This is a genomic window from Streptomyces sp. NPDC059582 (assembly GCF_042735715.1).
GTDB lineage: Bacteria > Actinomycetota > Actinomycetes > Streptomycetales > Streptomycetaceae > Streptomyces.
The window spans coordinates 120,863-147,821 of sequence record NZ_JBHWCC010000005.1 but is presented as its reverse complement, the minus strand read 5'-3'; the positions used below and the strand labels follow the sequence as shown (position 1 = coordinate 147,821).

Sequence of the window (26,959 nt, the reverse complement as noted above, 5' to 3'; positions counted from 1 at the left end):
ACATTCTGCGGGAAGAGCGTTTGCCGCGGCTCCGGCTCCGGTATTCAGGTGAAGGCTGATGTTCCTCGCCGGGAACATCCGCCGCGACCGTCCCGCGACCCAAAGGGGGTGGCATGTCCGCAGACCAGGGCAGCTCGAAGGTGCTCACGCTCATGAAGAGTGCTGAGGCGCCAGTCGAGCCCGTCGTGCCCGACGCGCTCGACGACGTTTCGGCCCTCGAGGCAGCGCCGACCCCGGCTCTCCCCGCCTCGGGAGCCATCGACACCCGCACCCTCTCCCGCTCCCTGTTCCTGCGGCTCGCCGCCCTCGACGAGGAGAGCCCCGAACGCGCGTACGTCCGGGACACCCTGATCGAGCTCAACCTCCCGCTGGTGCGCTACGCGGCCGCCCGCTTCCGCTCGCGCAACGAGCCGATGGAGGACATCGTCCAGGTCGGCACGATCGGCCTGATCAAGGCGATCGACCGCTTCGACTGCGAGCGCGGGGTGGAGTTCCCGACCTTCGCGATGCCGACGGTCGTGGGCGAGATCAAGCGGTTCTTCCGCGACACCTCGTGGTCGGTGCGTGTGCCGCGCCGCCTCCAGGAGCTGCGTCTGGCGCTCACCAAGGCCAGCGACGAGCTCTCCCAGAAGCTGGACCGCTCCCCCACCGTGACCGAACTCGCCGCCGTCCTGGGCGTCTCGGAGGAGGACGTCGTCGACGGCCTCGCGGTCGGCAACGCGTACACGGCGTCCTCCCTGGACTCACCGGCCCCCGAGGACGACGGCGGCGAGGGCTCCCTGGCCGACCGCCTCGGCTACGAGGACAGCGCCCTGGAGGGCGTGGAGTACCGCGAGTCCCTGAAGCCGCTGCTGGCCAAGCTCCCGTCCCGTGAGCGGCGCATCATCATGCTGCGCTTCTTCGCCAACATGACCCAGTCGCAGATCGGCGAGGAGGTCGGCATCTCCCAGATGCACGTCTCCCGGCTGCTCACCCGGACGCTGGCACAGCTGCGCGAGGGCCTCATCTCGGACTGAGCCCGCCGAGCCCGAGCGGGTCACGAGGGTTCCTATTTGACGAGGCGTCAGCCACCATGGCGCGATGCTTCGAGCGACATGGGCGACATGGACACATGGCCGCCGGGGCGCCGTACTGGGCGCGTCGGCGGCCGTCGTCTGTCTGGGCGGGGTGCTGGGCGCCTGCGGGAGCGGCGGGGACGACGACGGCTATGTCGCGGTCGGGGCGGCCGGCGGGCCGTCCCGGGCCCCTGACGCGGCAGCCGGGCCCACGGGCGAGGTGACGCTGGTCCCGCTCGACGGCACCGGCGAGCGCACGAGCGCCCGCGCGAACGGCACGGGCCACTCACCGGGCCCAGGAGACGGCTCAGGAGACGGCGCGGGGGCCGACGCCGAGGCCGGTGCAGGAGCCGGTACGGATCCCGACGGCGGGGCCGCCCCCGGGGCACGCCCCACGAGCGCGGGAGCCGTCCCGTCCCACGGCGGCACGCAGCCCGCCCGCCCGGGCACCGGCGCGAGCCCGTCCTCGCCCACTCCGGCCCCCTCCCGTACGACGTCCGGTACGCCCGCCGCCCTGAGCGTGGGCACGCCGACGCGGGAGGCGGCGGACGAGCGGTGGTGCGAGAGGGTGACCCTCGTTTTCCGCAACACCGGAGGAACCGCGGTGCGCTCGGGCACGGTGACCTTCGGAACGCACGTCATCGGCGCGCTCGGCGTCGACTGGGCGACGGTCGGGTCGGCCGTGGAGCTTCCCGCGCCGATCGGGGCCGGCGCACGGGAAGTGAGGACCTGGACGGTGTGCGTCGACGCGTGGCGCGTGCCGCTGGGGATGCACGTCGAGACGCGGGACGTGTCCGTCCGGTGGACGTAGGAGGAGTCGAGCCTGCGGGGTGAGCGGTTCGCTCTACTTGAGCGCCAGCCAGGCCACCGCGGCGACGATCGCCACGGCGACGACGACGCCCACGATCAGGCCGATGCGGGGACCGCCGGTGGAGGCCGCCGGCTGCTGCTGCTGTCGGCCCTGGGGGGCCTCGTCGACGAACGCGCGGAACATCTGGGTGCTGCCGGCGGGGTCGTGGTTGCCCTGGGGGCCCTGGGTGTTAGCCATGGGCCAGGACACTAGCGAATACGGGGGCCGGGCCCAAGTGGGGGCTTCGCTCCCGATACCCACCGGTACCACGCACAGCCACCTGCGGATTTACGTTCGCAATACTTGCCTTTGCCAAGTTTTTGTCCCCACCCCTACCGCTTTATTTGCCTGTAGCAACCAACCTCTCTATGGTTGCCCTAAGCAACGAATAGGGGAGGTGTGATGGCCGAGCAGGCGCAGTTCGAGGAGCTGGCACGTCAGCTCAGTGCTGTCGGGGCCGTGAAACGGGACCTCGGGCGCATCCTGCCGCACGACTGCCCGGCCGGTTCCGCGGCCGTGCTGACGCTGCTCGGCCGCCACGGGGACATGCGCATGAGCAAGCTCGCGGAGCTGCTCGCCGTGGACATGTCGGTCACCAGCCGCCATGTCGCACACGTGGCCGAACGGGGTTGGATCGAACGGTCCCCCGACCCGGCGGACAAGCGCTCGCGCATCGTGCATCTCACGGCCACCGGCCAGGACCGGCTCGCCGAGCTGTCCCAGCGGACCACCGAGCTGCTCGCCGACCGGCTGAGCGACTGGACCGACGACGAGGTCGAGCAGCTCATCGGGCTGATGACCAGGCTCAGAGCCAGCTTCGGCGACTGCCGTGCCGCACCCCGGCTGCCGCTTCCCGTACTCGGGACGACCACCCGTACACCCGCAAGCACGTAAGAGAAGGAAGCCCATGGCAACGACCACACCAGCCGGTGTGCGGGCAGCTCACGCCAAGCACGGGGGAGGCTCCTCCGGCTCCTCCGACGCCCCGATGACGCACCGGCAGATCATGGAGGCGCTCTCCGGGCTCCTGCTCGGTATGTTCGTCGCGATCCTGTCGTCGACGATCGTCTCCAACGCTCTGCCCAAGATCATCGGTGACCTGGGCGGCGGCCAGTCCGCCTACACCTGGGTCGTCACGGCCGCGCTGCTCTCCATGACCGCGACCACGCCCCTGTGGGGCAAGCTCTCCGACCTGTACAGCAAGAAGGCGCTCGTACAGATAGCCCTGGTCATCTATGTCCTGGGATCCGCCGCCGCGGGTCTGTCGCAGAACGCCGGCACGCTGATCGCCTGCCGTGTGGTCCAGGGCGTCGGCGTCGGCGGTCTGTCCGCCCTCGCCCAGATCGTCATGGCCGCGATGATCTCCCCGCGCGAGCGTGGCCGCTACTCCGGCTACCTCGGCGCGACCTTCGCCGTCGCGACCGTCGGCGGTCCGCTGCTCGGCGGCGTCATCACCGACACCTCGTGGCTCGGCTGGCGCTGGTGCTTCTACGTCGGTGTGCCCTTCGCGGTCCTCGCGCTGATCGTGCTCCAGAAGACCCTGCACCTGCCCGTCGTGAAGCGGGACGTGAAGGTCGACTGGGGCGGCGCGTTCTTCATCTCGGCCGCGGTCTCGCTGCTGCTGGTCTGGGTCACCTTCGCCGGTGACAAGTACGACTGGATGTCGTGGCAGACCGCCGCGATGGTCGGCGGCGCGGTCGTCCTCGGCGCGCTGTTCGTGCTCGTCGAGTCCAAGGCGAGCGAGCCGATCATCCCGCTGCGGCTGTTCCGCAACCGCACCATCACCCTGTCCTCCGTCGCCTCGCTCTTCGTGGGCGTCGCGATGTTCACCGGCACGGTCTTCTTCAGCCAGTACTTCCAGCTGGCCCGTGGCGAGTCCCCGACCATGTCGGGCGTCTTGACCATCCCGATGATCGGCGGCCTGTTCGTGGCCTCCACGGTCTCCGGCCAGGTCATCACCAAGACCGGCCGCTGGAAGTACTGGCTGGTCAGCGGCGGCGCCCTGATCACCGCGGGCCTGGGCCTGCTGAGCACCATCCGCTACGACACGACCTACTGGCACGTCGCGATCTTCATGGCGCTGCTCGGCCTCGGCATCGGTATGACGATGCAGAACCTGGTGCTGTCGACGCAGAACCAGGTGGCGCCGTCCGACCTCGGCTCGGCCAGCTCCACCGTGACGTTCTTCCGCTCCCTCGGCGGTGCGGTCGGCGTCTCCGCGCTGGGCGCGATCATGTCCAACCGGATCACCCACTACGTCAAGGACGGCCTGACCGCCCTCGACCCCAAGTACCAGGCCGCCGCGGCCGGCTCCGGCACCGGCACCATCCCGGACCTGGGCGCGCTGCCCGCCCCGCTGCGCACCCTCCTGGAGAGCGCCTACGGCCACGGCATCGCGGACGTCTTCCTGATCGCCTCCGCGGCCGCGCTGGTCGGCTTCCTCGTCATGCTGTTCATCAAGGAGGTCCCGCTGCGCACCTCGGCCGCGCCTGCCCAGGCCGATCAGGCCGACGCGGGCGTTCCCACCGTCGCCGCCGCGGCAGCCGCCGAGGAGCGGACCCCGAGCCCTGCCGTCGCCGCGCCGGTCACCGGCGCGGACCTCGCGTCCGGTCTCGAGGGCACCCAGCACCTCGCCGCCGTCGCCACGGTGGCGGCGCCCGGGGAGTCCGTCCCCGGCGGCATCCCGGTCCGCGGGCACGTCCGCGGCGCCGAGAGCGTCCCGGTGCCGCAGGCCGCGGTCACGCTGATCTCGCTGGCCGGACGTCAGCTGGGCCGGTCCGTCGCGCAGGCCGACGGCTCCTACGGGGTGGACGCGCCCGGCACGGGCACGTACGTCCTGATCGCCTCCGCCGACGGCCACCAGCCGCAGGCCTCCACGATCGTGGTGAACGAGGAGCCGCTGGCGTACGACATCCTGCTCAACGGCACCAGCGGCCTGACCGGTGTGGTCCGCAGCGTCGAGACCGCGCTGCCGGTCAAGGACGCGATGGTGATCGTCACCGATGTGCGCGGGGACCTGCTGGCCACCGCCGCCACCGGTGCGCAGGGCGAGTTCTCCTTCGCCGAGCTGGTGCCCGGCGTGGTGACCCTCGCGGTCAACGCCGTCGGCTACCGCCCGCGCGCGCTGCCCGTCGAGGTGGGCGGCACCGGCGTCACCCGGATCGAGGTCGACCTCGACTCGGGCGCCCAGCTCCAGGGCGTCGTACGCGCCCCGCACGGTCCGCTGGCCGACGCCCGCGTGACGCTGGTGGACGCGGCGGGCAACGTGGTCGGCACGGCCACCACGGGGACGGACGGGGCGTACGCCTTCACCGACCTCAACGGCGGCGACTACACCGTCATCGCGACGGGCTACCCGCCGGTGGCCACCGCCCTGACGGTCACCGGACCCGGCGTCGACGGCCACGACATCGCACTCGCCCACCCCGGCGAGTAGTCACCCCCCCGGCCCGCGGCGGGCGGCGTGCTCCGAGCGGAGGCGCGCCCCGCCGCGGGCCGGTCTCTTGACGACCAATTTCTGATGCTTTGCAGGGAGAAAACGGGATGGGACTGACCGCGAGGATCCGCACCAGGGACGGATGGGCCGTGTCGCACGCGGTCGTCACGGTGACCGACATGACGGGCACGCAGGTGCTGCGGGCCGAGGCGGACGCGGAGGGCGCGGTGCGGGACGCGAACGCGCTGGCGCCGGGGGCGTACACGGTGATCGTCACGGCCGTCGGATACGCGCCGGCCGCCTCGAGCGCGATCGTCACCGCGAGCGGCCGGGCCGAGGTCGGGACGGTGACGCTGGCCCGGCAGGGCGGCACGGAGCTGCCGCCGCCGGGTCCGTGGACCGTCGACCCGGCGCACTCGACGGTGGGCGCGGTCGCCCAGCACCTGGGCATCTCCAGCGTGCACGGCCGGTTCACGGAGTTCGCGGGCCTGGTGGAGATCGCCCCCGACGACGTCACCAAGTCCCGTGTCCAGGCGGTCATCCGGGCCGCGTCCATCGACACCGGCAACGGCACGCGCGACACGCACCTGCGTTCCGCGGACTTCCTGGACGTCGAGACCTATCCCGAGATCACCTACCGCTCCACCGCTCTGACGGTGGCGGGCTCCGACCGCTGGACCGTCCACGGGGAGCTCGGGATGCACGGGGTGGTCCGGCCCGTCGACCTGGACCTCGCGTATCTCGGCACCGGCTCCGACCCGTGGGGCGGCACCCGGGCCGCCTTCCGGGCGACCACGGAGCTGCACCGCGAGGACTTCGCCATGAACTACAACCAGATCGTGCAGGCGGGCATCGCGGCCATCGGCACGACCCTCAAGGTCGAGCTGGACATCCAGGCGGTACAGGGCGAGTCGCTGCCGCAGGCGTAGCCGCGTCCGGTGACCGGCGCCGGCCGCGTGCCGCACGCGTCTCACATGAGGCCGACCGTGCGGGGCGGGACGAACAGGTGCCGGGCGCGGTGCTCCTCGGCCACCATCACGGTGCCGAGCCGGAACTCCGAGGACTCGTCCGTCTTCGCCAGCCGGTCCTGGTGGTCGGCGCAGGTGCGGCAGTCCGGGTCCCAGCCGGGCAGCCGCTCGGGGTGGGCGTCGGCCAGGTGGCGGCTGAGGGCGATCTGGCTCCCCACGATGTTGTCCATGAAGTCCCAGTCCACGCCGGGGTCCTCGGCGACCAGCCCCGCGATCTCGGCCTGGATGTACTTCATCGCCTCGTACTTGCGCACGCAGTCCCGGCAGTCCCACATCCAGTCGGGCAGGAGCGGCCACTGGTCGTCGGGGCCGAGGTCGTCGGGGCTCTTGTTCGTCACCAGGAGCATCTTCCCCGGCCGGGGACGGGTCATGAGGGACGCGTTCACCCGGGTGGACGCCGGTCCTCGGACGTCGTCCTCGTCACCAACTCGGCGCACAGGTCGCGCAGTTTGATGTTGGCGTTCTGGGAGACGCGGCGCAGGCGTTCCAGCGCGGTGCTGGCGTTGATGCGCTCCTCGGCCATGAGGATGCCGATCGCCTGGTCGATGACGCTGCGGGAGAGCAGCGCGGTGCGGACGTCGGGGACGGACTTGCGTTCGTGTTCGACGCGCAGGGCGAGGTTGATCGCGTCGGCGGTCCGGTCGGCGAAGGCCCGGGCCGCCGCCCGGGACTCGCCCAGCGCGCCCACCTCGAGGCCGTAGAAGTTGAGCGCGGCGTCCCGTTCGCCCTCGACGGCGAGCGGGAGGGCCAGGACGCAGTGGACGCCCGCCGTCAGCGCGTAGGCCGCGTACCGGGGCCAGCGGGTCTCGGCGGCCAGGTCTGGGGCGTACTGCTCGACGCCCGTGCGCGCGGCCTGCACGCAGGGGCCGGAGCCGTTCTCGTACTGCCGTTGGTCGAGGCCGCTCGGCAGGCCGGGGCTGCCGGCCAGGGTCAGCAGCCGGTCGGCGCGGCGCACCGTGATGCTGCACGCGGCGGCACCGGGTACGGCCCGCACCGCGCGCTCTGTCAGGTCGCGCAGCAGCGTGTCGAGTCCGCTGCTGCGCACGATCGCCATCTCCAGCGTGTCGGGCGTCTGAGGGCTCATGGACGTACGGATATCCCGGCCCACGCCGTTCACGCCTGGCCCGGGCCCGCCCTCACCCGGGCCTGTCGGCGTCCCGCCGTCACGCCTGCTTGTTCGCGTCCACGATCCGGCGGGCCAGGTCGCGCAGCTTGGTGTTCTCCCGCTGCGAGGCCCGCACCAGGCTGTCGAAGGCCTGCGCCGCGTCGATGTTCAGCCGCTCCATGAGGATGCCGGTGGCCTGGCCGATCAGGTCCCGGGTGCGCATGGCCTCGGTGAGCTGCTCGCGCACGGTCGCCGATTCGAGCGCCAGGCCGACATGCGCGGTGAACAGCCGCCCGATGCGGGTGGCGGCCTCGTCGAAGGCCCGTGGCTTGCGGGCGTACGCCGTGAGCACGGTCAGGCGCCGGCCGTCGGCGCGCAGCCGCAGCGCGAGCACCGAGCGCAGTCCGAGGTCGGCCAGATCGGCGTCGCCCCCCTCGGACTCGCTGTCGTCGAGCCGTACGACCGGCGCCTGCCAGAGCTGGTCCCAGTACGGGCGCGCGGCACGGATCCCGTTCGGGGACTCGGCGGCCCGGACCACCTCGTCCGACCAGGCGACCGTACGGCGGTGCTCGGCGCGGTCGAGGACGGAGATCCCGGCGTGTTCGGCGCCGGGCAGGATGTGCACGGCCAGGCGGACCGCGGTGCGCAGGGTGCTGTGCGGGGTGACCGTGTCGTGCAGTTGCTGAGCCGCCACCGTCAGGGCTTCGGCCAGCTCGAAACCGACCGGAAAGCGGGGCAAATCAGGAAACTCGGACGCAGTCACCACGAACCTCTTCGGCATGCACGGCCGACCCGGCCATGCGCAGGAGAGCTCCGCAGCACATTCCCGACTGCGAGCAAAGGACGGAGAGCACTTTATCTGCTCCGTTGCGTGGAAGTGACGCCCGACTGACGGACCGTTCGAACGCCTTACCCAGTCGGCCATGGGCATGATGGAATGGACGACAGGTCAGGAAGTGGCCTCCCGGTCCCCGGACGAGTACGCCCTCTGCCAGGTGAGTGCCGTGACCTTCCTCCCGACGTCCTGCGGGGTGCGCGACCTTCCCGGCTGCACCCTGTTCACTCTGCCCCCGGAGATAGATCTCTCGAACACCGCGCCACTGCTCGCCGCCGTCACCGCCGCCGTGCACGCCCGCGGCGGCCGATTGGCGATGCTGGTCCTGGATCTCACCGGGACCCGCTTCATGGACTCCCAGGGAGCCCGCCTCGTCGACGACGTACGCCGTCTGCTGGGCGGCACCCCGCTGCGGGTCGCCGCGTCACCCCACGGGGTGCCCCGCCGCGTCCTGGACCTGACCGGCGTACGACGGGACGTGCCCGTGTACGACGACGTACCCGAGGCCCTGTCGGCCTAGGCTGATCCCATGGCACCGAACATCGCTACCAACACGCCCGTGGCACTGGAAGAGTTGCTGGACTTCGTACGTCCCCGCCACCGCGCCGTCCTGCTGACCCGGCGGGCCGACGGCAGCCCCCAGGGGTCGCCGCTGACCTGTGGGGTCGACGACTCGGGCCGGATCGTGGTCTCCACGTACCCGGAGCGGGCCAAGACCCGCAACGCCAAGCGGGATCCCCGGGTCAGCGTCATCGTGCTCAGCGACGACTGGAACGGCCCCTGGGTCCAGGTCGACGGCACGGCCGAGGTCGTCGACATCCCGGACTCCGTGGAGCCGCTGGTCGAGTACTACCGCAACATCGCCGGCGAGCACCCCGACTGGGACGAGTACCGGGCGGCCATGGTCAAGCAGGGCAAGTCGGTCATCCGGGTCACGCCCGAACGCTGGGGCCCGGTGGCGACCGGCGGGTTCCCGGCGCGTCTGGTGGCCGGGGAGTAGGGCGGCCGGGGAGCGCGCGGGAGAGCGGGCGCGCCCGACAGCGCGCCTCAGCCGCGTTCCACCATCGCCTCGATGCCCGCCACCAGCAGGTCCAGGGCGAAGGTGAAGTCCCGGTCCATCATCTCCCCGACCGTGTCACCACCGCGGGCCGCCATGATGTCCTTCGACTCCTGGATGACCTCGGCGGTGCCCGGGGACTCGTTCACGGCGCTCATGGCCTGCTGGAAGTAGTCGTCCGGGCTCACCCCGGCGTCCGCGACCCGGGCGAGGAAGTGGCCCTCGATGGTGCCGTAGCCGTAGACGAACTGGAAGACGGCGGAGATGGCGCCCGTGACGCCGTGCGCGGGCAGGCCCGTGCGGCGGATGACGTGCTGCACCAGCCGGGAGAAGGCCAGCGAGTTGGGGCCGATGTTGAGGTACCGCCCGGCGAGCGGCGACAGCCAGGGGTGGCGCACCAGCAGCGCCCGGTACTCCGTGGCCAGCGTGCGCAGTTGGTCGCGCCAGCCCGCTGCGTCCGCCGCGTCCGGATCGGGCAGGCGCAGCTCGCCGAAAGCCTGGTCCAGAGCGAGCTCGAGAAGGTCGTCCTTGGTGTCGACGTACCAGTAGACGGACATCGCGGTCACGTTCAGCTCGGCGGCCAGCCGGCGCATGGAGAACCCGGCCAGCCCCTCGGCGTCCAGGAGCCGGACCGTGGCCTCGGTGATGCGGTCCCGGTCGAGACCCGACGGCTGCCCGCCGCCGCGCCCGCCGCGACGCGCCTTGCCCGCCAGCCACACGCTGGTCCGCGCGGCCCGTTCGGCCGCCCTACCCGCTGTCACCGCCTTCACCGCCTTCACCATGGCGTACCTTCCTCGACACTCCCGCGGCCCCGGTCACGATGCTAGTGCCGTGGCAGGCAACGTTCGCCCGTGAAGGAGCGGCGTCCGGTGCGTGCTCCCGGCGGGCCGGCCGGAAGTCCTCGTACTGGACGTACGTGGGCTTTCGGCCGGAGCGGCGAGAGGGCGTGCCGGGCGTCGCGACGGGGCGAACGTCGCCCGCTGCGGCACTAGCTGCAAGCCGCACCGGCCGGGCTCCCGAACCTGGGCCCTGGGCCTAGGCCACCGCCACCTCCGAGTCTGCCCGCTGCGCCCTGTGCAGCAACGCCGCCGCCAGGAACCCGCCGAGCAGCACGGCCACCGCGCCCACCAACTGGCTGGTGGCCAGCCCGGAGGAGAACGCGTCGGTGACACGGACGCGTTCCCGCTCCCCGTCGGCCGACGCCAGCGCCGCGGGCAGCGAACTCGCCGTCACCGGGATCAGCGCGGCGAACCGCGAGTTGAGCACCGCGCCCAGGACGGCGACGCCCAGCCCGTTGCCGAACTCCGCGAGCGTGCCGTTGATTCCGGCGCCCACCCCGGCCTTCTCCGGCGGGATCGCGCCCATGATGGCGTGCGCCATCGCGGGGTTGGCGACCGCGCAGCCCGCGCCGATGAGCAACAGACCCAGCAGCGTACCCCCGTAGCCGCGGTCCGCGAGCGTGGCGATCGACACCAGGCCGCCGGACATCAGCGTCATGCCCAGCGCGATCGCCACCGGCGTGCCGAGCCTCGTCGTCCACCTCGCCGACAGACCCGAGAAGTTCAGCACCACGACGGACAGCGCGAGCGGCGCCGTGCGCAGGCCCGCCTCCAGGGGGCCGTAACCGAGCACGTACTGGAGGTGCTGGGTGAGCAGGAACAGCGCGCCGCCCATGCCGAAGGTGATCAGGACTGCGCCGGCGACCGCGCCCGTGAAGCGGCGGTCGCGGAAGAAGTGCAGGTCGAGCATCGGATACGGGACGCGGCTCTCCCAGTGCGCGAACAGGGCGAGGACGACCACCGCGACGGCCGCGCTCACCAGCACCCGCGCCGACGTCCAGCCGTGCACGGGACCGGAGATGATCGCGAACACCAGCGAGGCCATGCCGATCGTGGACAGCAGCGCGCCGAGCAGGTCCGGGCGGTCGCCCCGGGGGCTCTTGGACTCGGGGACCAGGGCCACCACCGCGGCCAGGCCCAGCGCCGCGACCGGCAGGTTGATCAGGAAGATCGCGCCCCACCAGAAGTGGTTCAGCACGAAGCCGCCGACGAGCGGACCGATCGCGAAGCCGAGGGCGTTGACAGCGGCCCAGACGCCGATCGCCTTGGCGTGCTCCTCGGGCGTGAAGATCTGCATCACCACGGCCAGGGTGGTGGTCAGCAGGAGCGCGCCGCCGACGCCCATGCCGGCCCGCGCGGCGATCAGCTGGCCGCTGGAGTCGGCGAGCCCGGCCACCAGCGAGCCGACGCCGAACAGGGCCAGGCCCGCGATGAGCAGTTTCTTGCGGCCGTAGCGGTCGGCGGCGCTGCCCGCGGTGAGCAGCAGACCGGACTGCACGAGCGAGTAGGCGTTGATCATCCACTGGATGTCGGAGGTGGCCGCGCCCAGCTCACGGGTGAGCGAGGGGATGGCGACGTTCAGCACCGTGTTGTCGAGCAGCACGGTGAGCTGCGCCAGGCAGATGACACCGAGGATCAGCCAGCGCTGGGGGTGGCCGTGGGCAGCGGGCGCGGGGGCGGAAGGGGGCATGTTGTACACCGTAGAACAGCCCTCGTACGGTGTACAACGGGGTATGGGTGGACGGGGTGGGAGATGGGGACGGGGACAGAGGTGGGGGGCGCGGACGCGGGGAAGGGCGGTGGCCGTGAGCCACCGCCCCTGCACTCCTCCGCCCTCCGCCGTCACGGCCCTCGGCCCCCGGCCTGCGGGCCGGGTGTCAGCTGTTCGTCGCCTGTGTCAGGTCGTAGAAGGTGGCCGAACCGACCGTGACCTTCTTGAAGTTGCTCTCGACCCACGAAGTGATCTGCGCGGAGGTGCCGCTGCTGCTTCCGCCCATGCCGCCGCCCGAGCCGCTGGAGATGAAGTAGTGGACCTTTCCGTCCCTCACGTACTTCTTGAACTGCGCCGGCGTCGGGGACGGGTCGGTGCCGTTGAAGCCGCCGATGGCCATCACGGCCTCACCGGTGGAGAGCTGGTAGCTCGCCGCGTTCTGGGCGCCGATGGCCGCGGCCACCCAGGTGTACTCGCCGGAGTCGGTCTCCAGCAGCTTCTCGGCCTCGGAGCTGACGCTCGCGCCGTTCAGCAGGCCGCCGACACCACCGCCACCGCCCATGCCGCCGCCTTCGCCCGTCCCGCCGCCGGGGAAGCCGGTGCCGTTCCGGGTCGTGCCGTCGCCCTGCTGTCCCCGGGCGTTGCCGCCGCCGGGGAAGCCGCCGGCAGCGCCGCCGCCCGGGAAACTGTTGCCGTTCTGGGCGGTGCCGTTGCCCGGCCGGCCCTGGGCGTTGCCGCCGGTGCCGCCACCGGGGCCGCCGCCGTTGCCGCCGAAGCCGCCCCGGCCTCCGCCTCCGCCGCCGCCCAACATGCTCGCGCCCGCCGGACCGGCGGTGACGATGGAGCCGGTGTGGCCTTCCTGGAGCGTGCTGAGGGTGTAGGCCGTGGGACCGGCCAGCGCCGCCACGACACTCACCGCCACCGCGGCGAGGGCGAGCCGCCGGTTCACCCGGCCCGCGAAGACCAGGCCGAGCGCGCCGGCCAGGCCGCCGACCAGGACCAGCCACTTCAGCCACGGCAGGTAGTCCGCGGTGCGGTCGAGCAGGACGTAGCTCCACACCGCGACTGCCACGGCCGAGGCCGCGAGGCCGATCGACGCAAGGATCTCGGCGCGCTTCTCCCACAGGACGCCCGCGCCCATGCCGATCACGGCCGCCATGTACGGGGCCAGGGCCACCGTGTAGTACTGGTGGAAGATGCCCGCCATGTAGCTGAAGACGACCATGGTCATCAACAGCGAGCCACCCCAGACCAGGAACGCGCCACGGGTCACCGACGTCCGCGAGTGCCTGCGCGTGGCCACCAGGCCCGCGACCAGCAGGACCAGCGCGGCCGGCAGCAGCCAGGAGATCTGGCCGCCGATCTCGGAGTTGAACATCCGGTCCCAGCCGGTCTCACCCCACTGACCGGTGCCGCCCGCGCCACCGCCACCGCCACCGACACCGACACTGCCGGTCTCGTCGCCGCTGAGCCGGCCGAGGCCGTTGTAGCCGAAGGTCAGTTCGAGGAAGCTGTTGTTCTGCGAACCGCCGATGTAGGGGCGGGAGGACGCCGGCCACAGCTCGACGATCGCGACCCACCAGCCGCCCGAGACGATGAGCGCCAGGGTCGCCAGCGCCAGCTGTCCCAGCCGCCTGCGCGGCCTCACCGGCGCGCAGACCCCGTACACGATCGCCAGCGGCGGCAGGTTCAGGAAGGCCTGGAGGGTCTTGGCGAGGAAGGCGAAGCCGATCGCCGCGCCGGCCCACAGCAGCCACTTCGTCCGGCCGTCCTCCAGGGCGCGGACCACGAGGTAGCAGGCGACGGCCATCAGCAGCGCCAGCATCGCGTCCGGGTTGTCGAACCGGAACATCAGCGCCGCGACGGGGGTGAGCGCGAGCACCGCGCCCGCGATCAGACCGGACGCGGCGCTGAACCGGCGGCGCACCCCCGCGTACACGACGGCGACGGTGGCGACGCCCATCAGCACCTCGGGGACGAGGATCGCCCACGAGCCGAGTCCGAAGACCCGCACCGCCAGCTCCATCGGCCACAGGGCGGCCGGGGGCTTGTCGACGGTGATGGCGTTGCCCGCGTCCAGCGAGCCGAAGAAGAACGCCTTCCAGCTCTTGCTGCCGGCCTGGACGGCCGCGGAGTAGAAGGAGTTGGCGTAGCCGGAGGCGCTCAGGTTGTACAGGTAGAGCAGACCGGTCGCCAGCAGCAGGCCGAGGAAGGCCGGGCGCGCCCAGCGGGGGTCCTCGGGGCGGCCGCGCCACAGTCTCCGTAGGAGGGGCTGCCGCGGTTCGCCGGCCTCGGGGACGGGCGCCCGCACGGCGGCCTGTTCCCGGGACGCGGCGGTCGAGGGCGCCGCGGTCGAAGGCGGCCCCCAGGTGGCGGGCGCACCCCCCTGGTCGATCGTCCGGTGGTACTGGGTGGTCATCGTGAGTCCCCCGGGTCGGTGTCGTAGGGGCGCACCGGCTGGAGCCGCACGGTCGCGTCCCGCCAGGTGCCGTCCGCGGCTTCACCGGCGCGGAACCGGGTCGTGTCGTGTGCGGCGGCGTACGGCTGCCGCGCCGCCGGGCGCTGCGGCAGCGGGGCGTACGGGTCCCCGGACTGCGCCGGCAACCCCGCCGTCGGGCGGGTCGGCGAGGACGGGGTGCGGGAGGCGACCACGGTCGAGTGGCCGTCGGCCTCACGCCGGTCCGGGAACACCCAGGCGCGGAAGAGCAGGAAGCGCAGCACGGTCGCCGCGAGGTTGGCGGCGATCAGCACCGCGAGCTCGGTGGAGTGCGCGGGGCCGGCGGTCGCCGCGTTCAGGGCGGCCAGCGAACCGCTGGTCAGCGCGAGGCCGATGCCGAAGACGACCAGCCCCTGCGCCTGGTGCCGGACGGCACCGCCACGGCCCCGGACCCCGAAGGTCAGCCGCCGGTTGGCGGCGGTGTTGGCGACCGCCGAGACCAGCAGCGCGAGCGCGTTGGCGATCTGCGAGCCGCCGAAGCCGCGGAAAACGCTGTAGAGCACGAGGTAGAAGAGGGTCGACAGACCGCCGACGACACAGAACCCGACGAGCTGTCGGGCCAGCCCCTTGGGCACGTCCTGGATGTCACGGTCGCGCGGGTCGTCGCCGAACGGACGGGCGAGCCGGTCCAGGGACAGCGAACCGGTGGTCAGGGCCCTGCCCACCCGCCACACCCCCTTCAGGTCCTCGGTCGCCGTCCGCACGATGTGCACCGTGGAGTCGGGGTCGTCGACCCAGTCGACGGGTACCTCGTGGATACGCAGTCCCGCGCGCTCGGCGAGCACCAGCATCTCGGTGTCGAAGAACCAGCCGGTGTCCTCCACCAGCGGCAGCAGCACCTGGGCGACATCACGGCGGATCGCCTTGAAGCCGCACTGCGCGTCCGAGAAGCGGGCTTGCAGCGAGCCGCGCAGGATCAGGTTGTAGGAGCGGCTGATGAACTCGCGCTTGGCGCCGCGCACCACCCGCGAACTGCGGGCGAGCCGCGATCCGATCGCGAGGTCCGAGTGGCCCGAGATCAGCGGGGCCACCAGCGGCAGCAGCGCGTTGAGGTCGGTGGACAGGTCCACGTCCATGTAGGCGAGGATCGGCGCCTCCGAGGCCGACCAGACGGTCCGCAGCGCACGGCCGCGGCCCTTCTGCTCCAGCCGGCAGACCCTCACCCCGGCGAGCTGAGCCTCCAGCCGCCGGGACACCCGCGGGGTCGTGTCCGTCGACGCGTTGTCCGCGATGGTGATGCGGAAGGGGTACGGGAAGGTCCGCTCGAGGTGGTCGTGCAGTCTGACGACGCACGGCTGGAGGTCCTTCTCCTCGTTGTGGACGGGGATCACTACGTCCAGGACAGGCGCACCGGCTGCCGCGGCCGGGAGGTGCTCCCGCGCCGGCAGGTTGCCGGGAGAAGAGTCGGTTCGCATGACACCGACTTTTCTCAAGTGCCCTGTCGCACCCATGTGGTGGCACTGTGCTGCACCTGTGAGCCGAGTCGCCGGTTCGTTTCGGGTGCCGGCGCTGGGACCGCCGGTCCGAGAGCGGGCAGACGCACGGTGAACACCGTCCGCCCGGGCACGCTGTCGACGGTCACGGCACCGCCGTGCGCGGTCGCGACGGCCTGCACGATGGCCAGGCCCAGACCGGTCGACCCGGTGGCGCGGGAACGCGCGGAGTCACCGCGCGCGAAGCGTTCGAAGACGTGTGGGAGCAGGTCCGGCGGGATGCCCTGGCCGTTGTCCTGGACGTCCACGCACAGCCACGGTCCGCGCCGCTGCACCCGTGCGGTGACGGTCGTACCGGGCGGGGTGTGGGTGCGCGCGTTCGCCAGCAGGTTGACCAGCACCTGCTGCAACCGGGCCGCGTCGGCGGACACCGGGGCGGGCTCGTCGGGCAGCTCCAGCCGCCAGACGTGGTCCCGGCCCGCGGCACGGGCGTCGCTGATGGTGTCGACCACGAGCGGTACGAGGTCGGTCTGCTCGAACCGGAGCGGCCGGCCCGCGTCGAGGCGGGCGAGCAGCAGCAGGTCCTCGACGAGCAGCGTCATCCGCCCGGCCTCTGATTCGATACGCCCCAGCGCGTGCCGGGTGTCGGGTCCGACCTGCTCCCGGCCGCGCCGGGTGAGCTCGGCGTAGCCGCGGATGGAGGCGAGGGGGGTGCGCAGCTCGTGGCTGGCGTCCGCGACGAACTGCCGTACCCGCGTCTCGCTCTGCTGGCGGGCGTGCAGGGCTCCGTGGACGTGGTTCAGCATCCGGTTGAGCGCGGCGCCGACCTGTCCGACCTCGGTGTGCGGGTCGGTCTCGGACTCGGATACCCGCTCGCTGAGGTTCACCTCGCCGGTGTGCAGGGGGAGTTCGGAGACCCGGGTGGCGGTGGCGGCGACCTTGCGCAGGGGGCGGGTGGCGACGCCGACCAGCACGTACCCGGCGATGCCGGCGGCGACGAGACCGGCGGCGGTGATGCTCACCTCGACCAGGACGAGGGTGTTGACGGTGTTGCTGACGTCGGTGGTCGGCAGAGCGACGTAGTACGAGTCGCCGCCGCTCCTGGCGGTGATGTATTCGACGCGGTAGTCCCCGAGACCGGGGAGGTCCACGGAGTGTGCTCTGCCGTCCCTCGGCACCGAGGCCAGTGCGGTCCTCTGCGCCGCCTTGAGAGCGACGGCGCTCATCTCCTTGTAGACACCGCTGCTGTCGTTCTTCTGCTTGGCGATGACCGCGGTGGTGATCGAACCGTTCTCCACGTAGGCGGCTATGGTCTCGGGCTGGGTGGGGCCCTGCTTGGCGAAGTTCTCGACCTTGTCGCCTCCCGGGACCCCGACGTCCGAGACCGCCCCGGCCGGACCGCCGGGGTCGCCCGGGGTGCTGCCGCCCGACGGCATGCGCCCGCCCGCCACGCGCATGGCGGTGTCGTGCAGCTTGCCGTCCAGCTGGTCGTACAGATGCGAACGCAGCGCCAGCGTCGTCACCGTGGCGATCACCGCGCACACGACGGCGATCAGCGCGACGGCGGAGACCACCAGTCGCGACCGCAGGGTCCGCGGAGGCCGCTGCCGCTTCTGCCGCGGCTTCTGCTTCTGCTTCTGCCGCTGTCTCTGCCTGCTCATCGCACTGCCTTCACCGAAGCGTCCGCAAGGGTCTCGGGGTCGTTGCGCCGGGCTCACGACCAGGTGGAGGAGCTACGGGTGACGCTCCACCACGACACGGGCGAGCGACCTGGGGACGCTCCGTCCACGACTCGGGCGGCGGGTACGAGGACCGACGGCCCCACCGGGCTCCCGGCCTCAGCCGGCCGGCTTGATCAGGTAACCGGCTCCGCGCCGGGTGTGGATCATCGGCTCCCGGCCGGCGTCGATCTTGCGCCGCAGGTACGAGATGTACAGCTCGACCACGTTGGCCTGACCACCGAAGTCGTACGACCACACGCGGTCCAGGATCTGCGCCTTGCTGAGCACCCGCCGGGGGTTGCGCATGAGGAAGCGCAGCAGCTCGAACTCGGTGGCGGTCAGGTGGATGCCGTCTCCGGCCCGCGACACCTCGTGGCTGTCCTCGTCGAGGGTGAGGTCGCCGACGACGAGGACCGATTCGGAGCGCCGGTCGGCCGCGCCGGAACGGCGGATCAGTCCGCGCAGCCGCGCCACGACCTCTTCGAGGCTGAACGGCTTGGTCACGTAGTCGTCGCCGCCGGCGGTGAGCCCGGCGATCCGGTCCTCCACCGCGTCCTTGGCGGTCAGGAAGAGCACCGGCACATCGGGCAGTTCGCGGCGCAGCCGGCCCAGGACGGCCAGCCCGTCCATGTCGGGCAGCATCATGTCCAGGACGACGGCGTCGGGCCGGAACTCGCGAGCGGTCTGGATCGCCCCCGTCCCGTCACCCGCGCTGCGGATCTGCCATCCCTCGTAACGGAGGGCCATGGACAGCAGTTCGGTGATCGACAACTCGTCGTCCACCACCAGGACTCGGACGGGGCTCCCGTCCGGCCTCAGCAGTTCGGTGCGCCCCTGGGGCGAGGTCGTGGTCATGGTGGAGACCATGTCGGGGTCCTCTGAGAGCCCGCTTTCACCAATCTGTGATTTCCCTGAGAAACGCACAGGCGCCTCTCAGGGAAGCCCTGGGCGATTCCTTGCCAGGCGCCGGGATCGGGCGGGATTCAGAAGAGCCCCTCCTGAACGTCCGACTCCCGTGTGAACTCCCTTACGGGAACGTCTATCCCGCGTACGGCGCGCCCCTCCGCCGGGATCAGCGGACCGGCCGGGACAAGCTCCCACCCGGTCATCAGCCGCGTGTCGAGCACCACGACCGCCCCCTCGCCACCCCCGCTCACCAGATGGAGGTCGGGCCCGGCCGCAGCCACCAGTTCACCTCTCACCGCACCCCCGGCGACCAGCTCCCTCACCTCGCCGACGGCGGCGGGCAGCCCGGCGAGCCCGAACACCCGGACGTGATCCACGGGCCGGAAGGGTTCGCGGATCAGCGACTCGGGCCAGCCGTCGAGCGACACCGCCCGCGCGTGCAGCGCCGCGATCTCGGCCGCCCGCTCGTCCTGCTCAGCGGGCAGCGCGGACCGCACCGCGCGCTTGTCGGCGTACGGAATCCGGTCGGGCACCCGGAGCGCGGCCCGCAGCAACTCCTCGGCCCGCCGAGCCGCCATCAACGGCCCGGCACCGAGCCAGCTGAAACAGACGGCCCCCTGCTCCAGCAGCCGGGCCGGCCCCCGCTCGAGCCTCGTGATCCCGACCTTGACCATGCCGGGCCCGAACCACGCCAGATACACGTGGTAGGGCCGGGGATCATCGGCGAGGGTGTCGGCGGCCACGGAGTGCGCCCGGTCCAGCCGCGCACACTCCTCGCACCGGGCACCCGTGCTCCGGCCGGACACCCCCGTCCGCGCCGCACACGGATGACCCCGCGCCCCGACACAGGTACGCACGGCCCCGTCGGCGACCCCGAAGGCCACCTGCTTCCCCCACGACAGCGCGCTGCCCCGCCCGCCGTCCCACATCAGCACGGGACCATCCGCCGACCACCGCAGTCCCGAGCACTTCCATGCCTGTGCCATCACCGTCGAGCGTAGAGGCAGCCACTGACAACGCCCGCCTCCCTCGGAGTGGCGGTCGGGCATCGCCGGTTCGCCCATCGGAGGAAGGACGGGCTCAGGTCTCAGCCGTCGCCGGCCGCCCCGTCGTGACGATGGAAATCGGCCCACGCCTGCCGCTGGATCTCCTCGGCGTTCGCGAGGAGCTCGTCCAGAGGCTGCGCCGCCCCCGAAGGGCGTGAGACCGATCGGATGAGCGCGTCGTAGAGGTACGCGCAGGCCTCGGCCTCGGTGGCGAAACTCCGGATGGCGCTGTCCTGGGAGCGCTGGCGCACTCCTACGGTCCAGGCGTCGGCCTCACGGCGCAGAAAGTAGTAGGCGTCCGGTTCGACGGACACCTCGTGGACACCGGGGATGTCGTAGAACGCCTCCGGGACGTCCGCCTCGCGAAGTCTTTCGACGAGTTCCGCGATGTCCATCAGGTCCGTCCCGTCGCCTGCCTCGGAGGGCCCCCGACCGGGTGGCTCCGAGGCCACCCGAGGCTGGTTCGTCAGGTTACATTCACTTCTTCCAGCTTCTGCGAGCCGACGAGCGTGGCGATCGACGTGTCCGTCACGTACTGGAGGCCGAGGCCGGGCTGGCCGAACCAGGGCCTGATCGGGCCGGCCTGGACGGTGATCGGCTCGAGGACCCGGTAGAGGTGGTAGCTGTACGGAAAGGCCGTGACGTAGGTGTCGAGGTTGCTCGGCGGGATCGCGCGCTTGGCGTACGGCGTGCCCGCGGGGGCGAGGAAGTTGCCGAAACCGCTGCCGAAGAGGTCGACCAGCTGGCCCTTGCGCAGCGTCTGCGAATGCTCGACCGGCTTGCCGTCCTTCAACACGAAGCCGTTGTGGTCGGGGTACCACCAGCCCGACTTCCCCGTCTTGGGATCCGTCTGCCAGTAACACCCGAGGAACCAGTAGGGGGATGTGCCGCCCGCGCGGTGGTAGCCCTTCAGCATCGCGCCGAGGGCACCCGTCTGAGGAAGGGGCTTCGGTCCCAGCCGCCAGTCGCCGAGGTAGTAACGGTCGAGTTCCGTCGTCGGCGCGGAGTTGTTCCCGCGGTCGCGGTTCTGGGTCGGACAGTGGGCTCCGTACCCCGTAGGGGTGCCGTCGGCGTAGGCCGTGGCCGGTGAGATGCCGATCAGCAGGAGGAGCGACGCGATGGCGCTCCCCACGAAGGCGCGCAGTACGCGCATCCGGTGTCCCTTCTCTTCCGACGCCAGCCCGGCGCCGCCCGGGGGCGGGCAGCCGGTCGCGGTGACCGACCGCCGGCCTCATCGTGTGACAGGCATACGTTCACCCACGGCACACGCACGGACGGCGCAGGCGTCGCGGTCAGTCACCCGGACAGATGAGCAGACTTGCCCGGTCAGCCGAAGAAAGGACCTACGCGGCCAGGTTTCCGCGGTGGTCGCAGCGGTCACGAAGGTCGCGTTGCCCTCGTCGACGCCGAGTTGACAGAGCGTCAGGGCCTGTTCGGCTTGCTCGGCACCCGGCGCTGCGACGCGGATCCCGTCAGCCGCACTCGCACTCAGCCCGCCGGTGCGATCTCGGCGATCAGGTCGCGGACGCGCTTCTCGATCTCGTCGCGGATCGGGCGCACGGCTTCGACTCCCTGCCCGGCCGGGTCGGGGAGCTCCCAGTCGAGGTAGCGCCTGCCGGGGAAGACGGGGCAGGTGTCGCCGCAGCCCATCGTGATCACGACGTCCGACGCCTTGACCGCCTCCACGGTGAGCACCTTGGGGACCTCGGCCGAGATGTCGACGCCCGACTCCGCCATGGCCTCGGCCACGGCAGGGTTGACGGTGTCGGCGGGGGCGGAGCCGGCGGAACGCACGTGGACGCGGTCGCCCGCCAGGTGGGTGAGGAACGCGGCGGCCATCTGGGAGCGCCCGGCGTTGTGGACGCAGACGAACAGGACGGACGGCCGCTCGGCAGGAGTGGTCATGGTGGGTGTCTTCCTGGGCGTGGCTGATCAGGGGCTGGAGGGCGTGGAGAGTTCGGGTCCGCTCCGGAGGGGGACGGTGCCGGTCGGCATCGGTACGGAGCGCTTGAACGTGGCGGCCGCAAGGCACAGGCCGAGTACGGCACCGGCCGTCTGTGCCGCGATGAACGGACCGACCGAGGCGGGCGCGATACCGGCGAACGTGTCGGTGAAGGCCCGGCCGACGGTGACGGCCGGATTGGCGAACGACGTGGAGGACGTGAACCAGTACGCCGCACCGATGTAGGAGGCCACGGCGACGGCGCCGAGATGGGCACGGCGGGTGCGCGCGAGCCCGAAGACCAGCAGGACGAGTCCGGCGGTCGCGACCAGTTCGCCGAGCCACAGGTGGCCGGCGTAGCGGTCATGGGTTGACCACCGCACCAGGGGCTCGGCGAACATGGCGTCGGCCAGGACGGCGCCGCCGATCGCCCCGGCCGTCTGCGCGAAGACGTACGCGAGCGCGTCCCGCAGGGGCGGCCCCTCGGGGGTGCGGCGGCCGGTGAACCAGGCCGCGAGCGTGACGACGGGGTTGAAGTGCGCGCCGGAGACGGGCCCGAACAGCGTGATGAGGACACCCAGGCCGAACGCGGTGGCCAGGGAGTCGGCCAGCAGTCGCAGGCCGACGTCGTGGGTCAGCTGCGTGGCCTGGATGCCGGAGCCGACCACCACCGCGACCAGGGCGGCCGACCCCACGGCTTCGGCGAGGGCCCGACGTCCCAGCGAGGCGGTCACGCGGTCGCCTCGGCCGTCCGCGACGTCTTGAGGAAGGCGGCGAGCCGGTCGAGGGTGGCGGGCAGCGCCCAGTAGTAGACCCACGTGCCGCGCCGCTCGCAGTCGATGAGACCTGTCTGGCGCAGCAGCTTGAGGTGATGCGAGATCGTCGGCTGGGACAGGTCGAACGCCGGGGTCAGGTCACACACGCAGACCTCCCCGCCCTGCCGTGAGGCGATCATCGACAGCAGGCGCAGGCGCACCGGGTCCCCCAGCGCCTTGAACAGCTTCGCCAGCTCCGCCGCCTGGTCCTCGTCCAGCGGTGCGGTCACCAGCCCCGAGCAGCACGCGCCGTCCTCGTCGCTCCGTCCGAGCACCACAAGCTCTTGCTTCGACATGCGTCTATATTGACGGCCTTCGATCCAAGGCGCAACCTTGCATCGACAGACATCAATGCAAGCGGATGGGAGCCGTCATGGCCCGTGCCCAGCTCGCCCTGCGCGTCAGCGACCTCGAAGCGTCGATCACCTTCTACTCGAAGCTCTTCGACACCGAACCGGCCAAGCGTCGCGAGGGATACGCCAACTTCGCCATCGCCGAGCCCCCGCTCAAGCTCGTTCTGATCGAAGGCGAGCCAGGCGAGGAAACCCGCCTCGACCACCTCGGCGTAGAGGTCGAGTCCACCGGCCAGGTCGCCGCCGCCACCACCCGACTCAGCGACGCCGGCCTGGCCACCTCCGCGGAGACCGGCACCTCCTGCTGCTACGCCCTTCAGGACAAGGTGTGGGTGCACGGCCCCGGCCAGGAGCCGTGGGAGGTGTACGTGGTCAAGGCCGACGCTGACACCTTCAGCAAGCACGCCGGCCCCGACACCACCGGCGACGGCTGCTGCGCCGGCATCCCGGGCTGAGAAGGCCGTCCCGCGAAAGGTCCGGGACGGATGGGCACAGCTGAGCCCCCTCACCGGCCGGGAGGGGGGCTCAGCCGCGCTCGGGTCAGCAGGACGCGGGCGGGACGCTCTGGTCGTACTGGAAGACGTTGTGCGGGTCGTACTTCGCCTTGATCTTGCGCAGGCGGTCGAAGTTGTCCCTCCAGTAGGCGTGCTCCCAGTCCTGCATGCCGACGTTCGGCACGTTGACGTAGGCGCCGTCGACGTAGGGGCGCAGGGCCTGGCTGAACTCGGCGATCCAGGCCTGGGCCTGAGGGGTGAGCGGGTCGCAGATGCCCGGCTGATCGGAACGAGTCCCCCAGCCGGCGCCGGGCTCGGAGTAGAAGAGCGCGTCGCGGTGCGGGAACGCCGTGCCGCCGCGGGGGCTCCTTCTGACCGCCCCGCCGAACGCCTGGGTGAAGAAGTTGCTGTCGTCCGTGGGCGCGTCCCGCATGAACGAGGAGATCACGTCGATCGCCTTGGCCGGGAACCGTTTCCTGGTGAACTGCGAGTAGAACTTCCAGTTCGCGGGTTCGTTCTCGGTCGGGATCTGGAATCCCGCATAGACCTCGCCCCAGTTGCCGACCTGCGACGACACCTGCGGGCTGCCGACCGACAGGATCGGGGCCAGCAGCCTCTCGGCCTCCGCGGGGGTTCCCTCCGCGAGGACCGCGAACAGCAGGGTCTGATTGCGGTGGATCTCGAGCTGGGTGCCGAGGCGGTCATCGGCGTCCAGCGCGGTGCGCTGCCAGGCGTCGAAGACCCTGCGCAGGTCGCCGATCCCGTCCCACGTGGCCTGGAGATAGGTCACGCTCTTCAGCGGGGCCAGTTTGTAGGTGAGCGAGGTGACAATCCCGAAGTTGCCGTTGCCCGCGCCTCGCAGCGCCCACAGCAGGTCCGCGTTGTGGTTCAGGTCGGCCTTGACCACCTTGGCGCACTCGGCGCCTTCGGCGACGACGACCTCGGCACCGATCAGGCTGTCGCAGGCCATGCCGAGCCAGCGGGTCAGAAAGCCGAAGCCGCCGCCGAGCGTGGCGCCGGCCAGACCCACGGTGCCCTCGGTGCCCGTCGTCACCGCGAAGTTCCGCTTCGCGAGTGTGGTCACCGCTTCCAGCTGGTTGAGCCCGGAGCCGACCGTCGCGACACGAGCGGCGCTGTCGATGTGAACCGACTTCAGCTCGCTGATGTCGATCACGAGACCACTGTCGACGTTCGACCAGCCCTCAAGGCTGTGCCGGCCGCTGCGGATCCGCAGCGCGACATCGTTCTGCCGCGCCCACGTCAGAGCGTTGACCACGTCCTGGGTGTTCTGAGCGAAGACGATCACCAGCGGATAGTGCGAGAAGAGCTGATCCCAGCCGAGGCGCGCGTCCGTGTACCCGGGATCGTGGGGCCGGACGATTCGGCCGGTCAGCTTCGCAGGCGCGCACCGCGCCCCGTACGCCTCGCTCACGGAAGCCTCCGTCTCGGCGCTCGCACCGGGGGCAGCGGCAGCCGCGACGCCCGGCACGACGACCGCTCCGGCACCGGCGACCGCCGAAGTCTTGAGCAGTCGGCGACGGGAAAAGTCGTTCATGGTCCGTGTCCTCTCGACCGCCAGCACGCGCGAGTCGGTCCTTTATGGGGCATTTGGGCGAAGTGGACGGTAGCAAGGATGATCACGGAGGACCGTCTCGACACGCACACCGCCACGGCCACGACGTCTGCCGCCGCACCGCGCCCGACCCTGTTCGATTCGCTTTCCGACGGCCGGGTCTCCCCTCGAACGGACAGAGCCCGACGGCCGGAAACCGCATTTTCCGCGCCAGGCACCGCACAACCGGCGTTCCTCAGTCGGGCCGTTGGGTTCGGTTCTCGTGAGCCAGACCGTCCGGGTGGGCAGCCGTACGAGGCCCGAGCCCGAGAGGAAGCACCAGGGCCCGCAGCACCATGTCCTCTGGCGGCTGGAGAGGCCGGAGAGCCGAGCGGTCCGACGGACGGTGGACCGTCCCGATGTCCTGCCAGCCCCACGACAGCAAGGCGTCGCAGACCGCCGAGTCGGCTTGATCCACCAACGTCGCCCCGAGCGAGGCATGGTGGTCCGCGAGCAGACGTTGCTGGAGTCGACGGGCGAGGCCCTGGTCGTCCGTGTGAGGGTGCACCAGTGTCTCGCTGATCGCGAAGACGTGCCCGGAGGCGGTGAGTTGTTCGACGCTCCGCGGCAGGGGTCCGTCGAATCCCTGCCACCACGTCCCCTCGCGCCGTACCGGGAACCCGTAGGCACACCCGGCGAAGGCCGTGTTCTCCGCGATCATCAGGGCGAAGCCCGGCCGCCGGATGTCGCCGGTCAGTCGCCGCAGGAACGTTTCCCGGCCCTGGTACTCCCCGCCGGGCTGTGCCCGGGATGACTCCACGTACAGATCGGCCAGGTCCTCCTTGAGCGTCTCGGCCTGCCAGCGGTTCAGCCGGCGCAGGCGTAACGCGTCCATGGCGGGCGGTGTGCTTCCGTCACCGTGCGGGGGCTGCTCCCGCCGACGCGGAGCCGTCACCGCGCACCACACGTGGAATCGGAAATCCGGCACGGTCGTGCGCGACCGGTGAGGACCGGATGAAGCAGAAATCCGGAGCCGGTGATCTCGATGACACGGGCCATGGTCCGCGACGCGTGGTGCAGCCGCAGGGACATACCGGCATCCGTGACAAGCCGGAATGCCGCGAGGAAGGCGTTGAGTCCGCCGGCGTCGCAGAAGGTGACCGCCGTGAGATCGACATCGATGCTTCGGATGCCGTCGCTCAGGCACTCGGCCAGCGCCGCGCTCACCTGCGGTGCCGTGGCCAGGTCGACCTCTCCCACCAGGGTGATCAGCGCGCGGGTGTCGCGGTCGTGCCGGTAGACGTTCAGTTGTGGAAGGGGCATGGCTCCTCGGTTCGATCGGCTTTCTGCCGGCGTCCCGCCAGAAACCTGACGGGGATCGTGCGAAAGCGACCGTGGTGGGGATCGCGGCGACGCGGTCGCTGCACTGCGAGTTCAGGAGGTGGACGAGGAACACGCCCAGAGCGCTCATCGCCATGAGCCTCACATCAGCATCGGCCCATTCGGGAGCCCGGCGGATCCAGCGCCTCGCGCTCCGCCCTCGGCCATCACCGCCGGGATCCGTGGCCGTACGACCGGATCGTGGGCCGCATGTCCGCCTTCGGAGTCCCAGACCGCCTCTACGCCCCGGTCGGTCTCCGACACCGTGCGCAGACGCGCCGCCTCGTCCATCAACCGGCTCGCGGTCGACGTGCCCAGGGGGTCGCTAGCGGCGGTCATCAGCCAGGCGGCCGGGACGGGATCCGTCCGCGGCGGAACCACCAACAGGTTCCACCGGCCCACGTCGTACGAGAGCAGCAGCAGTTCGTGCGGATCCTGCTCGGGCAGGAACCAACCCACGTTCACGACATGCCCGGCGACAGGCACCTTGCGCGGGACGACCGGCCAGTAGGTGGGATTCACCGTGACCCGGGTGATCCGGCCCCACAACGAATCCAGTACGGCTGTGAGAGCGGGAAGTTCCGTCATCAGATCGCGTGATCGGGGCCACCAGGCGCCGTCCAGGAGAGCCGGCGCGGCGCCGACGGGAGCCGGCGACAGGCGGAGCGGGGAAGAAGCGGGAGTGGACGACGGCAACCGGTCTTCGAGTGTCGGCGAGAAGGAAATGGTCGCAGTCATGACGCGAACCCTGCCCCGGGCCGACCGCGGTCGGCCCGGCCTATGCGATCGCCGAAAACGACACGAGCGTGGCAGCCGGTGCGCGGAATATCCTCGGTCTTTTCAGCCTACTCCTCGCCCGAGCCGAACGAGCCGTCTCGTCGCCGGATGACCGCCTCCCGCCTCT

At 71.4% G+C, this 26,959-nt stretch carries 28 protein-coding genes; 8 read left to right on the top strand and 20 right to left on the bottom strand.

All coding sequences use genetic code 11. The annotated features are described in order from the left end of the window. Positions 1-113 precede the first annotated feature (113 nt). On the top strand, positions 114-1,016 hold the full coding sequence (locus tag ACFV0T_RS07240) for an RNA polymerase sigma factor SigF (protein WP_385775385.1): 903 nt from the start codon (positions 114-116) through the stop codon (positions 1,014-1,016). A 64-nt stretch (positions 1,017-1,080) separates the two neighbouring features. Then, positions 1,081-1,866 carry a hypothetical protein gene (locus ACFV0T_RS07235; protein ID WP_385775384.1) on the top strand — a complete coding sequence of 262 codons (786 nt, stop codon included), beginning with the start codon at positions 1,081-1,083 and terminating at the stop codon, positions 1,864-1,866. A 33-nt stretch (positions 1,867-1,899) separates the two neighbouring features. Here the strand turns inward: ACFV0T_RS07235 and ACFV0T_RS07230 are convergent, their stop codons facing one another. Then, positions 1,900-2,103 carry a hypothetical protein gene (locus ACFV0T_RS07230; RefSeq protein ID WP_385775383.1) on the bottom strand — a complete coding sequence of 68 codons (204 nt, stop codon included), beginning with the start codon at positions 2,101-2,103 and terminating at the stop codon, positions 1,900-1,902. A 204-nt stretch (positions 2,104-2,307) separates the two neighbouring features. Here ACFV0T_RS07230 and ACFV0T_RS07225 point away from each other — a divergent pair, with 204 nt between their 5' ends. From ACFV0T_RS07225 to ACFV0T_RS07215, 3 genes are all read left to right on the top strand, one after another. Beyond that, positions 2,308-2,799 carry a MarR family winged helix-turn-helix transcriptional regulator gene (locus ACFV0T_RS07225; protein ID WP_385775382.1) on the top strand — a complete coding sequence of 164 codons (492 nt, stop codon included), beginning with the start codon at positions 2,308-2,310 and terminating at the stop codon, positions 2,797-2,799. Positions 2,800-2,812: 13 nt separating this feature from the next. Beyond that, positions 2,813-5,341: an MFS transporter gene (locus ACFV0T_RS07220; RefSeq protein WP_385775380.1), complete on the top strand. Its 2,529-nt coding sequence runs from the start codon at positions 2,813-2,815 to the stop codon at positions 5,339-5,341. Positions 5,342-5,448: 107 nt separating this feature from the next. Beyond that, the gene (locus ACFV0T_RS07215; protein ID WP_385775378.1) at positions 5,449-6,270 is read left to right on the top strand and encodes a YceI family protein; all 822 of its coding nucleotides are present in this window, start codon (positions 5,449-5,451) and stop codon (positions 6,268-6,270) included. A 41-nt stretch (positions 6,271-6,311) separates the two neighbouring features. Here ACFV0T_RS07215 and ACFV0T_RS07210 read toward each other — a convergent pair whose 3' ends face one another. The 3 genes from ACFV0T_RS07210 to ACFV0T_RS07200 all read right to left on the bottom strand — a co-directional run bounded on the left by ACFV0T_RS07210 (position 6,312) and on the right by ACFV0T_RS07200 (position 8,255). Then, entirely contained in the window at positions 6,312-6,707 is a 396-nt protein-coding gene (locus ACFV0T_RS07210) for a hypothetical protein (protein ID WP_385775376.1), read from the bottom strand. Between the two features lie 44 nt (positions 6,708-6,751). After that, positions 6,752-7,453, bottom strand: a complete 702-nt coding sequence (locus ACFV0T_RS07205) for a GAF and ANTAR domain-containing protein (protein ID WP_385775374.1) — start codon at positions 7,451-7,453, stop codon at positions 6,752-6,754. Positions 7,454-7,532: 79 nt separating this feature from the next. Continuing rightward, positions 7,533-8,255, bottom strand: coding sequence for a GAF and ANTAR domain-containing protein (locus ACFV0T_RS07200; RefSeq protein ID WP_385775371.1), 723 nt, complete (start codon positions 8,253-8,255; stop codon positions 7,533-7,535). Between the two features lie 142 nt (positions 8,256-8,397). Here ACFV0T_RS07200 and ACFV0T_RS07195 point away from each other — a divergent pair, with 142 nt between their 5' ends. Then, positions 8,398-8,829: an STAS domain-containing protein gene (locus ACFV0T_RS07195; RefSeq protein ID WP_385775369.1), complete on the top strand. Its 432-nt coding sequence runs from the start codon at positions 8,398-8,400 to the stop codon at positions 8,827-8,829. Between the two features lie 9 nt (positions 8,830-8,838). Continuing rightward, the gene (locus tag ACFV0T_RS07190) at positions 8,839-9,309 is read left to right on the top strand and encodes a PPOX class F420-dependent oxidoreductase (RefSeq protein ID WP_385775367.1); all 471 of its coding nucleotides are present in this window, start codon (positions 8,839-8,841) and stop codon (positions 9,307-9,309) included. A 47-nt stretch (positions 9,310-9,356) separates the two neighbouring features. On the opposite strand, the gene ACFV0T_RS07185 is transcribed toward ACFV0T_RS07190, so the two are convergent. From ACFV0T_RS07185 to ACFV0T_RS07130, 12 genes are all read right to left on the bottom strand, one after another. After that, complete coding sequence (locus tag ACFV0T_RS07185) at positions 9,357-10,148, bottom strand: TetR/AcrR family transcriptional regulator (protein ID WP_385775365.1); 792 nt, start codon at positions 10,146-10,148, stop codon at positions 9,357-9,359. Between the two features lie 253 nt (positions 10,149-10,401). Beyond that, on the bottom strand, positions 10,402-11,895 hold the full coding sequence (locus ACFV0T_RS07180; protein ID WP_385775363.1) for an MFS transporter: 1,494 nt from the start codon (positions 11,893-11,895) through the stop codon (positions 10,402-10,404). Positions 11,896-12,082: 187 nt separating this feature from the next. After that, positions 12,083-14,335, bottom strand: coding sequence for an ArnT family glycosyltransferase (locus tag ACFV0T_RS07175; RefSeq protein ID WP_385775361.1), 2,253 nt, complete (start codon positions 14,333-14,335; stop codon positions 12,083-12,085). Beyond that, a complete protein-coding gene (locus ACFV0T_RS07170; RefSeq protein ID WP_385775359.1) occupies positions 14,332-15,828 on the bottom strand; it encodes a glycosyltransferase in 1,497 nt (498 codons plus the stop codon). The genes ACFV0T_RS07175 and ACFV0T_RS07170 overlap by 4 nt, the downstream gene beginning before the upstream one ends. Positions 15,829-15,842: 14 nt before the next feature. Then, on the bottom strand, positions 15,843-17,507 hold the full coding sequence (locus ACFV0T_RS07165) for a sensor histidine kinase (RefSeq protein ID WP_385775357.1): 1,665 nt from the start codon (positions 17,505-17,507) through the stop codon (positions 15,843-15,845). A 177-nt stretch (positions 17,508-17,684) separates the two neighbouring features. After that, positions 17,685-18,422: a response regulator transcription factor gene (locus ACFV0T_RS07160; RefSeq protein ID WP_385775355.1), complete on the bottom strand. Its 738-nt coding sequence runs from the start codon at positions 18,420-18,422 to the stop codon at positions 17,685-17,687. 128 nt (positions 18,423-18,550) lie between these two features. Beyond that, a complete protein-coding gene (locus ACFV0T_RS07155) occupies positions 18,551-19,459 on the bottom strand; it encodes a DUF2797 domain-containing protein (RefSeq protein ID WP_385775353.1) in 909 nt (302 codons plus the stop codon). A 101-nt stretch (positions 19,460-19,560) separates the two neighbouring features. Further along, positions 19,561-19,914 (bottom strand): hypothetical protein, encoded by a 354-nt coding sequence (locus ACFV0T_RS07150; protein ID WP_385775351.1) that lies wholly within the window; start codon positions 19,912-19,914, stop codon positions 19,561-19,563. A gap of 71 nt (positions 19,915-19,985) precedes the next feature. After that, positions 19,986-20,672 carry a TNT domain-containing protein gene (locus tag ACFV0T_RS07145; protein WP_385775349.1) on the bottom strand — a complete coding sequence of 229 codons (687 nt, stop codon included), beginning with the start codon at positions 20,670-20,672 and terminating at the stop codon, positions 19,986-19,988. Between the two features lie 335 nt (positions 20,673-21,007). Then, the gene (locus ACFV0T_RS07140) at positions 21,008-21,424 is read right to left on the bottom strand and encodes an arsenate reductase ArsC (RefSeq protein ID WP_385775348.1); all 417 of its coding nucleotides are present in this window, start codon (positions 21,422-21,424) and stop codon (positions 21,008-21,010) included. A 27-nt stretch (positions 21,425-21,451) separates the two neighbouring features. Continuing rightward, positions 21,452-22,195 (bottom strand): aquaporin, encoded by a 744-nt coding sequence (locus tag ACFV0T_RS07135; protein WP_385775346.1) that lies wholly within the window; start codon positions 22,193-22,195, stop codon positions 21,452-21,454. After that, positions 22,192-22,572 carry an ArsR/SmtB family transcription factor gene (locus tag ACFV0T_RS07130; RefSeq protein ID WP_385775344.1) on the bottom strand — a complete coding sequence of 127 codons (381 nt, stop codon included), beginning with the start codon at positions 22,570-22,572 and terminating at the stop codon, positions 22,192-22,194. The genes ACFV0T_RS07135 and ACFV0T_RS07130 overlap by 4 nt, the downstream gene beginning before the upstream one ends. 77 nt (positions 22,573-22,649) lie before the next feature. Between ACFV0T_RS07130 and ACFV0T_RS07125 the strand changes: the two genes are divergently transcribed. Further along, positions 22,650-23,084, top strand: a complete 435-nt coding sequence (locus ACFV0T_RS07125) for an ArsI/CadI family heavy metal resistance metalloenzyme (protein ID WP_385775342.1) — start codon at positions 22,650-22,652, stop codon at positions 23,082-23,084. 85 nt (positions 23,085-23,169) lie between these two features. Here ACFV0T_RS07125 and ACFV0T_RS07120 read toward each other — a convergent pair whose 3' ends face one another. The 4 genes from ACFV0T_RS07120 to ACFV0T_RS07105 all read right to left on the bottom strand — a co-directional run bounded on the left by ACFV0T_RS07120 (position 23,170) and on the right by ACFV0T_RS07105 (position 26,793). Then, positions 23,170-24,678, bottom strand: a complete 1,509-nt coding sequence (locus ACFV0T_RS07120) for an FAD-binding oxidoreductase (protein WP_385775340.1) — start codon at positions 24,676-24,678, stop codon at positions 23,170-23,172. 253 nt (positions 24,679-24,931) lie between these two features. Next, positions 24,932-25,570, bottom strand: a complete 639-nt coding sequence (locus tag ACFV0T_RS07115; protein ID WP_385775338.1) for a hypothetical protein — start codon at positions 25,568-25,570, stop codon at positions 24,932-24,934. A gap of 56 nt (positions 25,571-25,626) precedes the next feature. Beyond that, entirely contained in the window at positions 25,627-25,998 is a 372-nt protein-coding gene (locus tag ACFV0T_RS07110; RefSeq protein ID WP_385775336.1) for an STAS domain-containing protein, read from the bottom strand. 159 nt (positions 25,999-26,157) lie between these two features. Then, positions 26,158-26,793 carry a DUF5994 family protein gene (locus ACFV0T_RS07105; RefSeq protein ID WP_385775334.1) on the bottom strand — a complete coding sequence of 212 codons (636 nt, stop codon included), beginning with the start codon at positions 26,791-26,793 and terminating at the stop codon, positions 26,158-26,160. Positions 26,794-26,959: the final 166 nt, after the last annotated feature.

Excerpts from the sequence above, each read along its gene's own strand:
- ACFV0T_RS07240 (WP_385775385.1), top strand. The coding sequence starts at position 114 with ATGTCCGCAGACCAGGGCAGCTCGAAGGTGCTCACGCTCATGAAGAGT.
- ACFV0T_RS07105 (WP_385775334.1), bottom strand. The coding sequence starts at position 26,793 with ATGACTGCGACCATTTCCTTCTCGCCGACACTCGAAGACCGGTTGCCG.
- ACFV0T_RS07200 (WP_385775371.1), bottom strand. The coding sequence starts at position 8,255 with ATGCCGAAGAGGTTCGTGGTGACTGCGTCCGAGTTTCCTGATTTGCCC.
- ACFV0T_RS07235 (WP_385775384.1), top strand. The coding sequence starts at position 1,081 with ATGCTTCGAGCGACATGGGCGACATGGACACATGGCCGCCGGGGCGCC.
- ACFV0T_RS07195 (WP_385775369.1), top strand. The coding sequence starts at position 8,398 with ATGGGCATGATGGAATGGACGACAGGTCAGGAAGTGGCCTCCCGGTCC.
- ACFV0T_RS07115 (WP_385775338.1), bottom strand. The coding sequence starts at position 25,570 with ATGGACGCGTTACGCCTGCGCCGGCTGAACCGCTGGCAGGCCGAGACG.
- ACFV0T_RS07185 (WP_385775365.1), bottom strand. The coding sequence starts at position 10,148 with ATGGTGAAGGCGGTGAAGGCGGTGACAGCGGGTAGGGCGGCCGAACGG.
- ACFV0T_RS07125 (WP_385775342.1), top strand. The coding sequence starts at position 22,650 with ATGGCCCGTGCCCAGCTCGCCCTGCGCGTCAGCGACCTCGAAGCGTCG.
- ACFV0T_RS07140 (WP_385775348.1), bottom strand. The coding sequence starts at position 21,424 with ATGACCACTCCTGCCGAGCGGCCGTCCGTCCTGTTCGTCTGCGTCCAC.
- ACFV0T_RS07205 (WP_385775374.1), bottom strand. The coding sequence starts at position 7,453 with ATGAGCCCTCAGACGCCCGACACGCTGGAGATGGCGATCGTGCGCAGC.
- ACFV0T_RS07170 (WP_385775359.1), bottom strand. The coding sequence starts at position 15,828 with ATGCGAACCGACTCTTCTCCCGGCAACCTGCCGGCGCGGGAGCACCTC.
- ACFV0T_RS07180 (WP_385775363.1), bottom strand. The coding sequence starts at position 11,895 with ATGCCCCCTTCCGCCCCCGCGCCCGCTGCCCACGGCCACCCCCAGCGC.
- ACFV0T_RS07145 (WP_385775349.1), bottom strand. The coding sequence starts at position 20,672 with ATGCGCGTACTGCGCGCCTTCGTGGGGAGCGCCATCGCGTCGCTCCTC.
- ACFV0T_RS07220 (WP_385775380.1), top strand. The coding sequence starts at position 2,813 with ATGGCAACGACCACACCAGCCGGTGTGCGGGCAGCTCACGCCAAGCAC.
- ACFV0T_RS07155 (WP_385775353.1), bottom strand. The coding sequence starts at position 19,459 with ATGGCACAGGCATGGAAGTGCTCGGGACTGCGGTGGTCGGCGGATGGT.
- ACFV0T_RS07130 (WP_385775344.1), bottom strand. The coding sequence starts at position 22,572 with ATGTCGAAGCAAGAGCTTGTGGTGCTCGGACGGAGCGACGAGGACGGC.
- ACFV0T_RS07175 (WP_385775361.1), bottom strand. The coding sequence starts at position 14,335 with ATGACCACCCAGTACCACCGGACGATCGACCAGGGGGGTGCGCCCGCC.
- ACFV0T_RS07165 (WP_385775357.1), bottom strand. The coding sequence starts at position 17,507 with ATGAGCAGGCAGAGACAGCGGCAGAAGCAGAAGCAGAAGCCGCGGCAG.
- ACFV0T_RS07215 (WP_385775378.1), top strand. The coding sequence starts at position 5,449 with ATGGGACTGACCGCGAGGATCCGCACCAGGGACGGATGGGCCGTGTCG.
- ACFV0T_RS07190 (WP_385775367.1), top strand. The coding sequence starts at position 8,839 with ATGGCACCGAACATCGCTACCAACACGCCCGTGGCACTGGAAGAGTTG.
- ACFV0T_RS07150 (WP_385775351.1), bottom strand. The coding sequence starts at position 19,914 with ATGGACATCGCGGAACTCGTCGAAAGACTTCGCGAGGCGGACGTCCCG.
- ACFV0T_RS07110 (WP_385775336.1), bottom strand. The coding sequence starts at position 25,998 with ATGCCCCTTCCACAACTGAACGTCTACCGGCACGACCGCGACACCCGC.
- ACFV0T_RS07230 (WP_385775383.1), bottom strand. The coding sequence starts at position 2,103 with ATGGCTAACACCCAGGGCCCCCAGGGCAACCACGACCCCGCCGGCAGC.
- ACFV0T_RS07120 (WP_385775340.1), bottom strand. The coding sequence starts at position 24,678 with ATGAACGACTTTTCCCGTCGCCGACTGCTCAAGACTTCGGCGGTCGCC.
- ACFV0T_RS07225 (WP_385775382.1), top strand. The coding sequence starts at position 2,308 with ATGGCCGAGCAGGCGCAGTTCGAGGAGCTGGCACGTCAGCTCAGTGCT.
- ACFV0T_RS07160 (WP_385775355.1), bottom strand. The coding sequence starts at position 18,422 with ATGACCACGACCTCGCCCCAGGGGCGCACCGAACTGCTGAGGCCGGAC.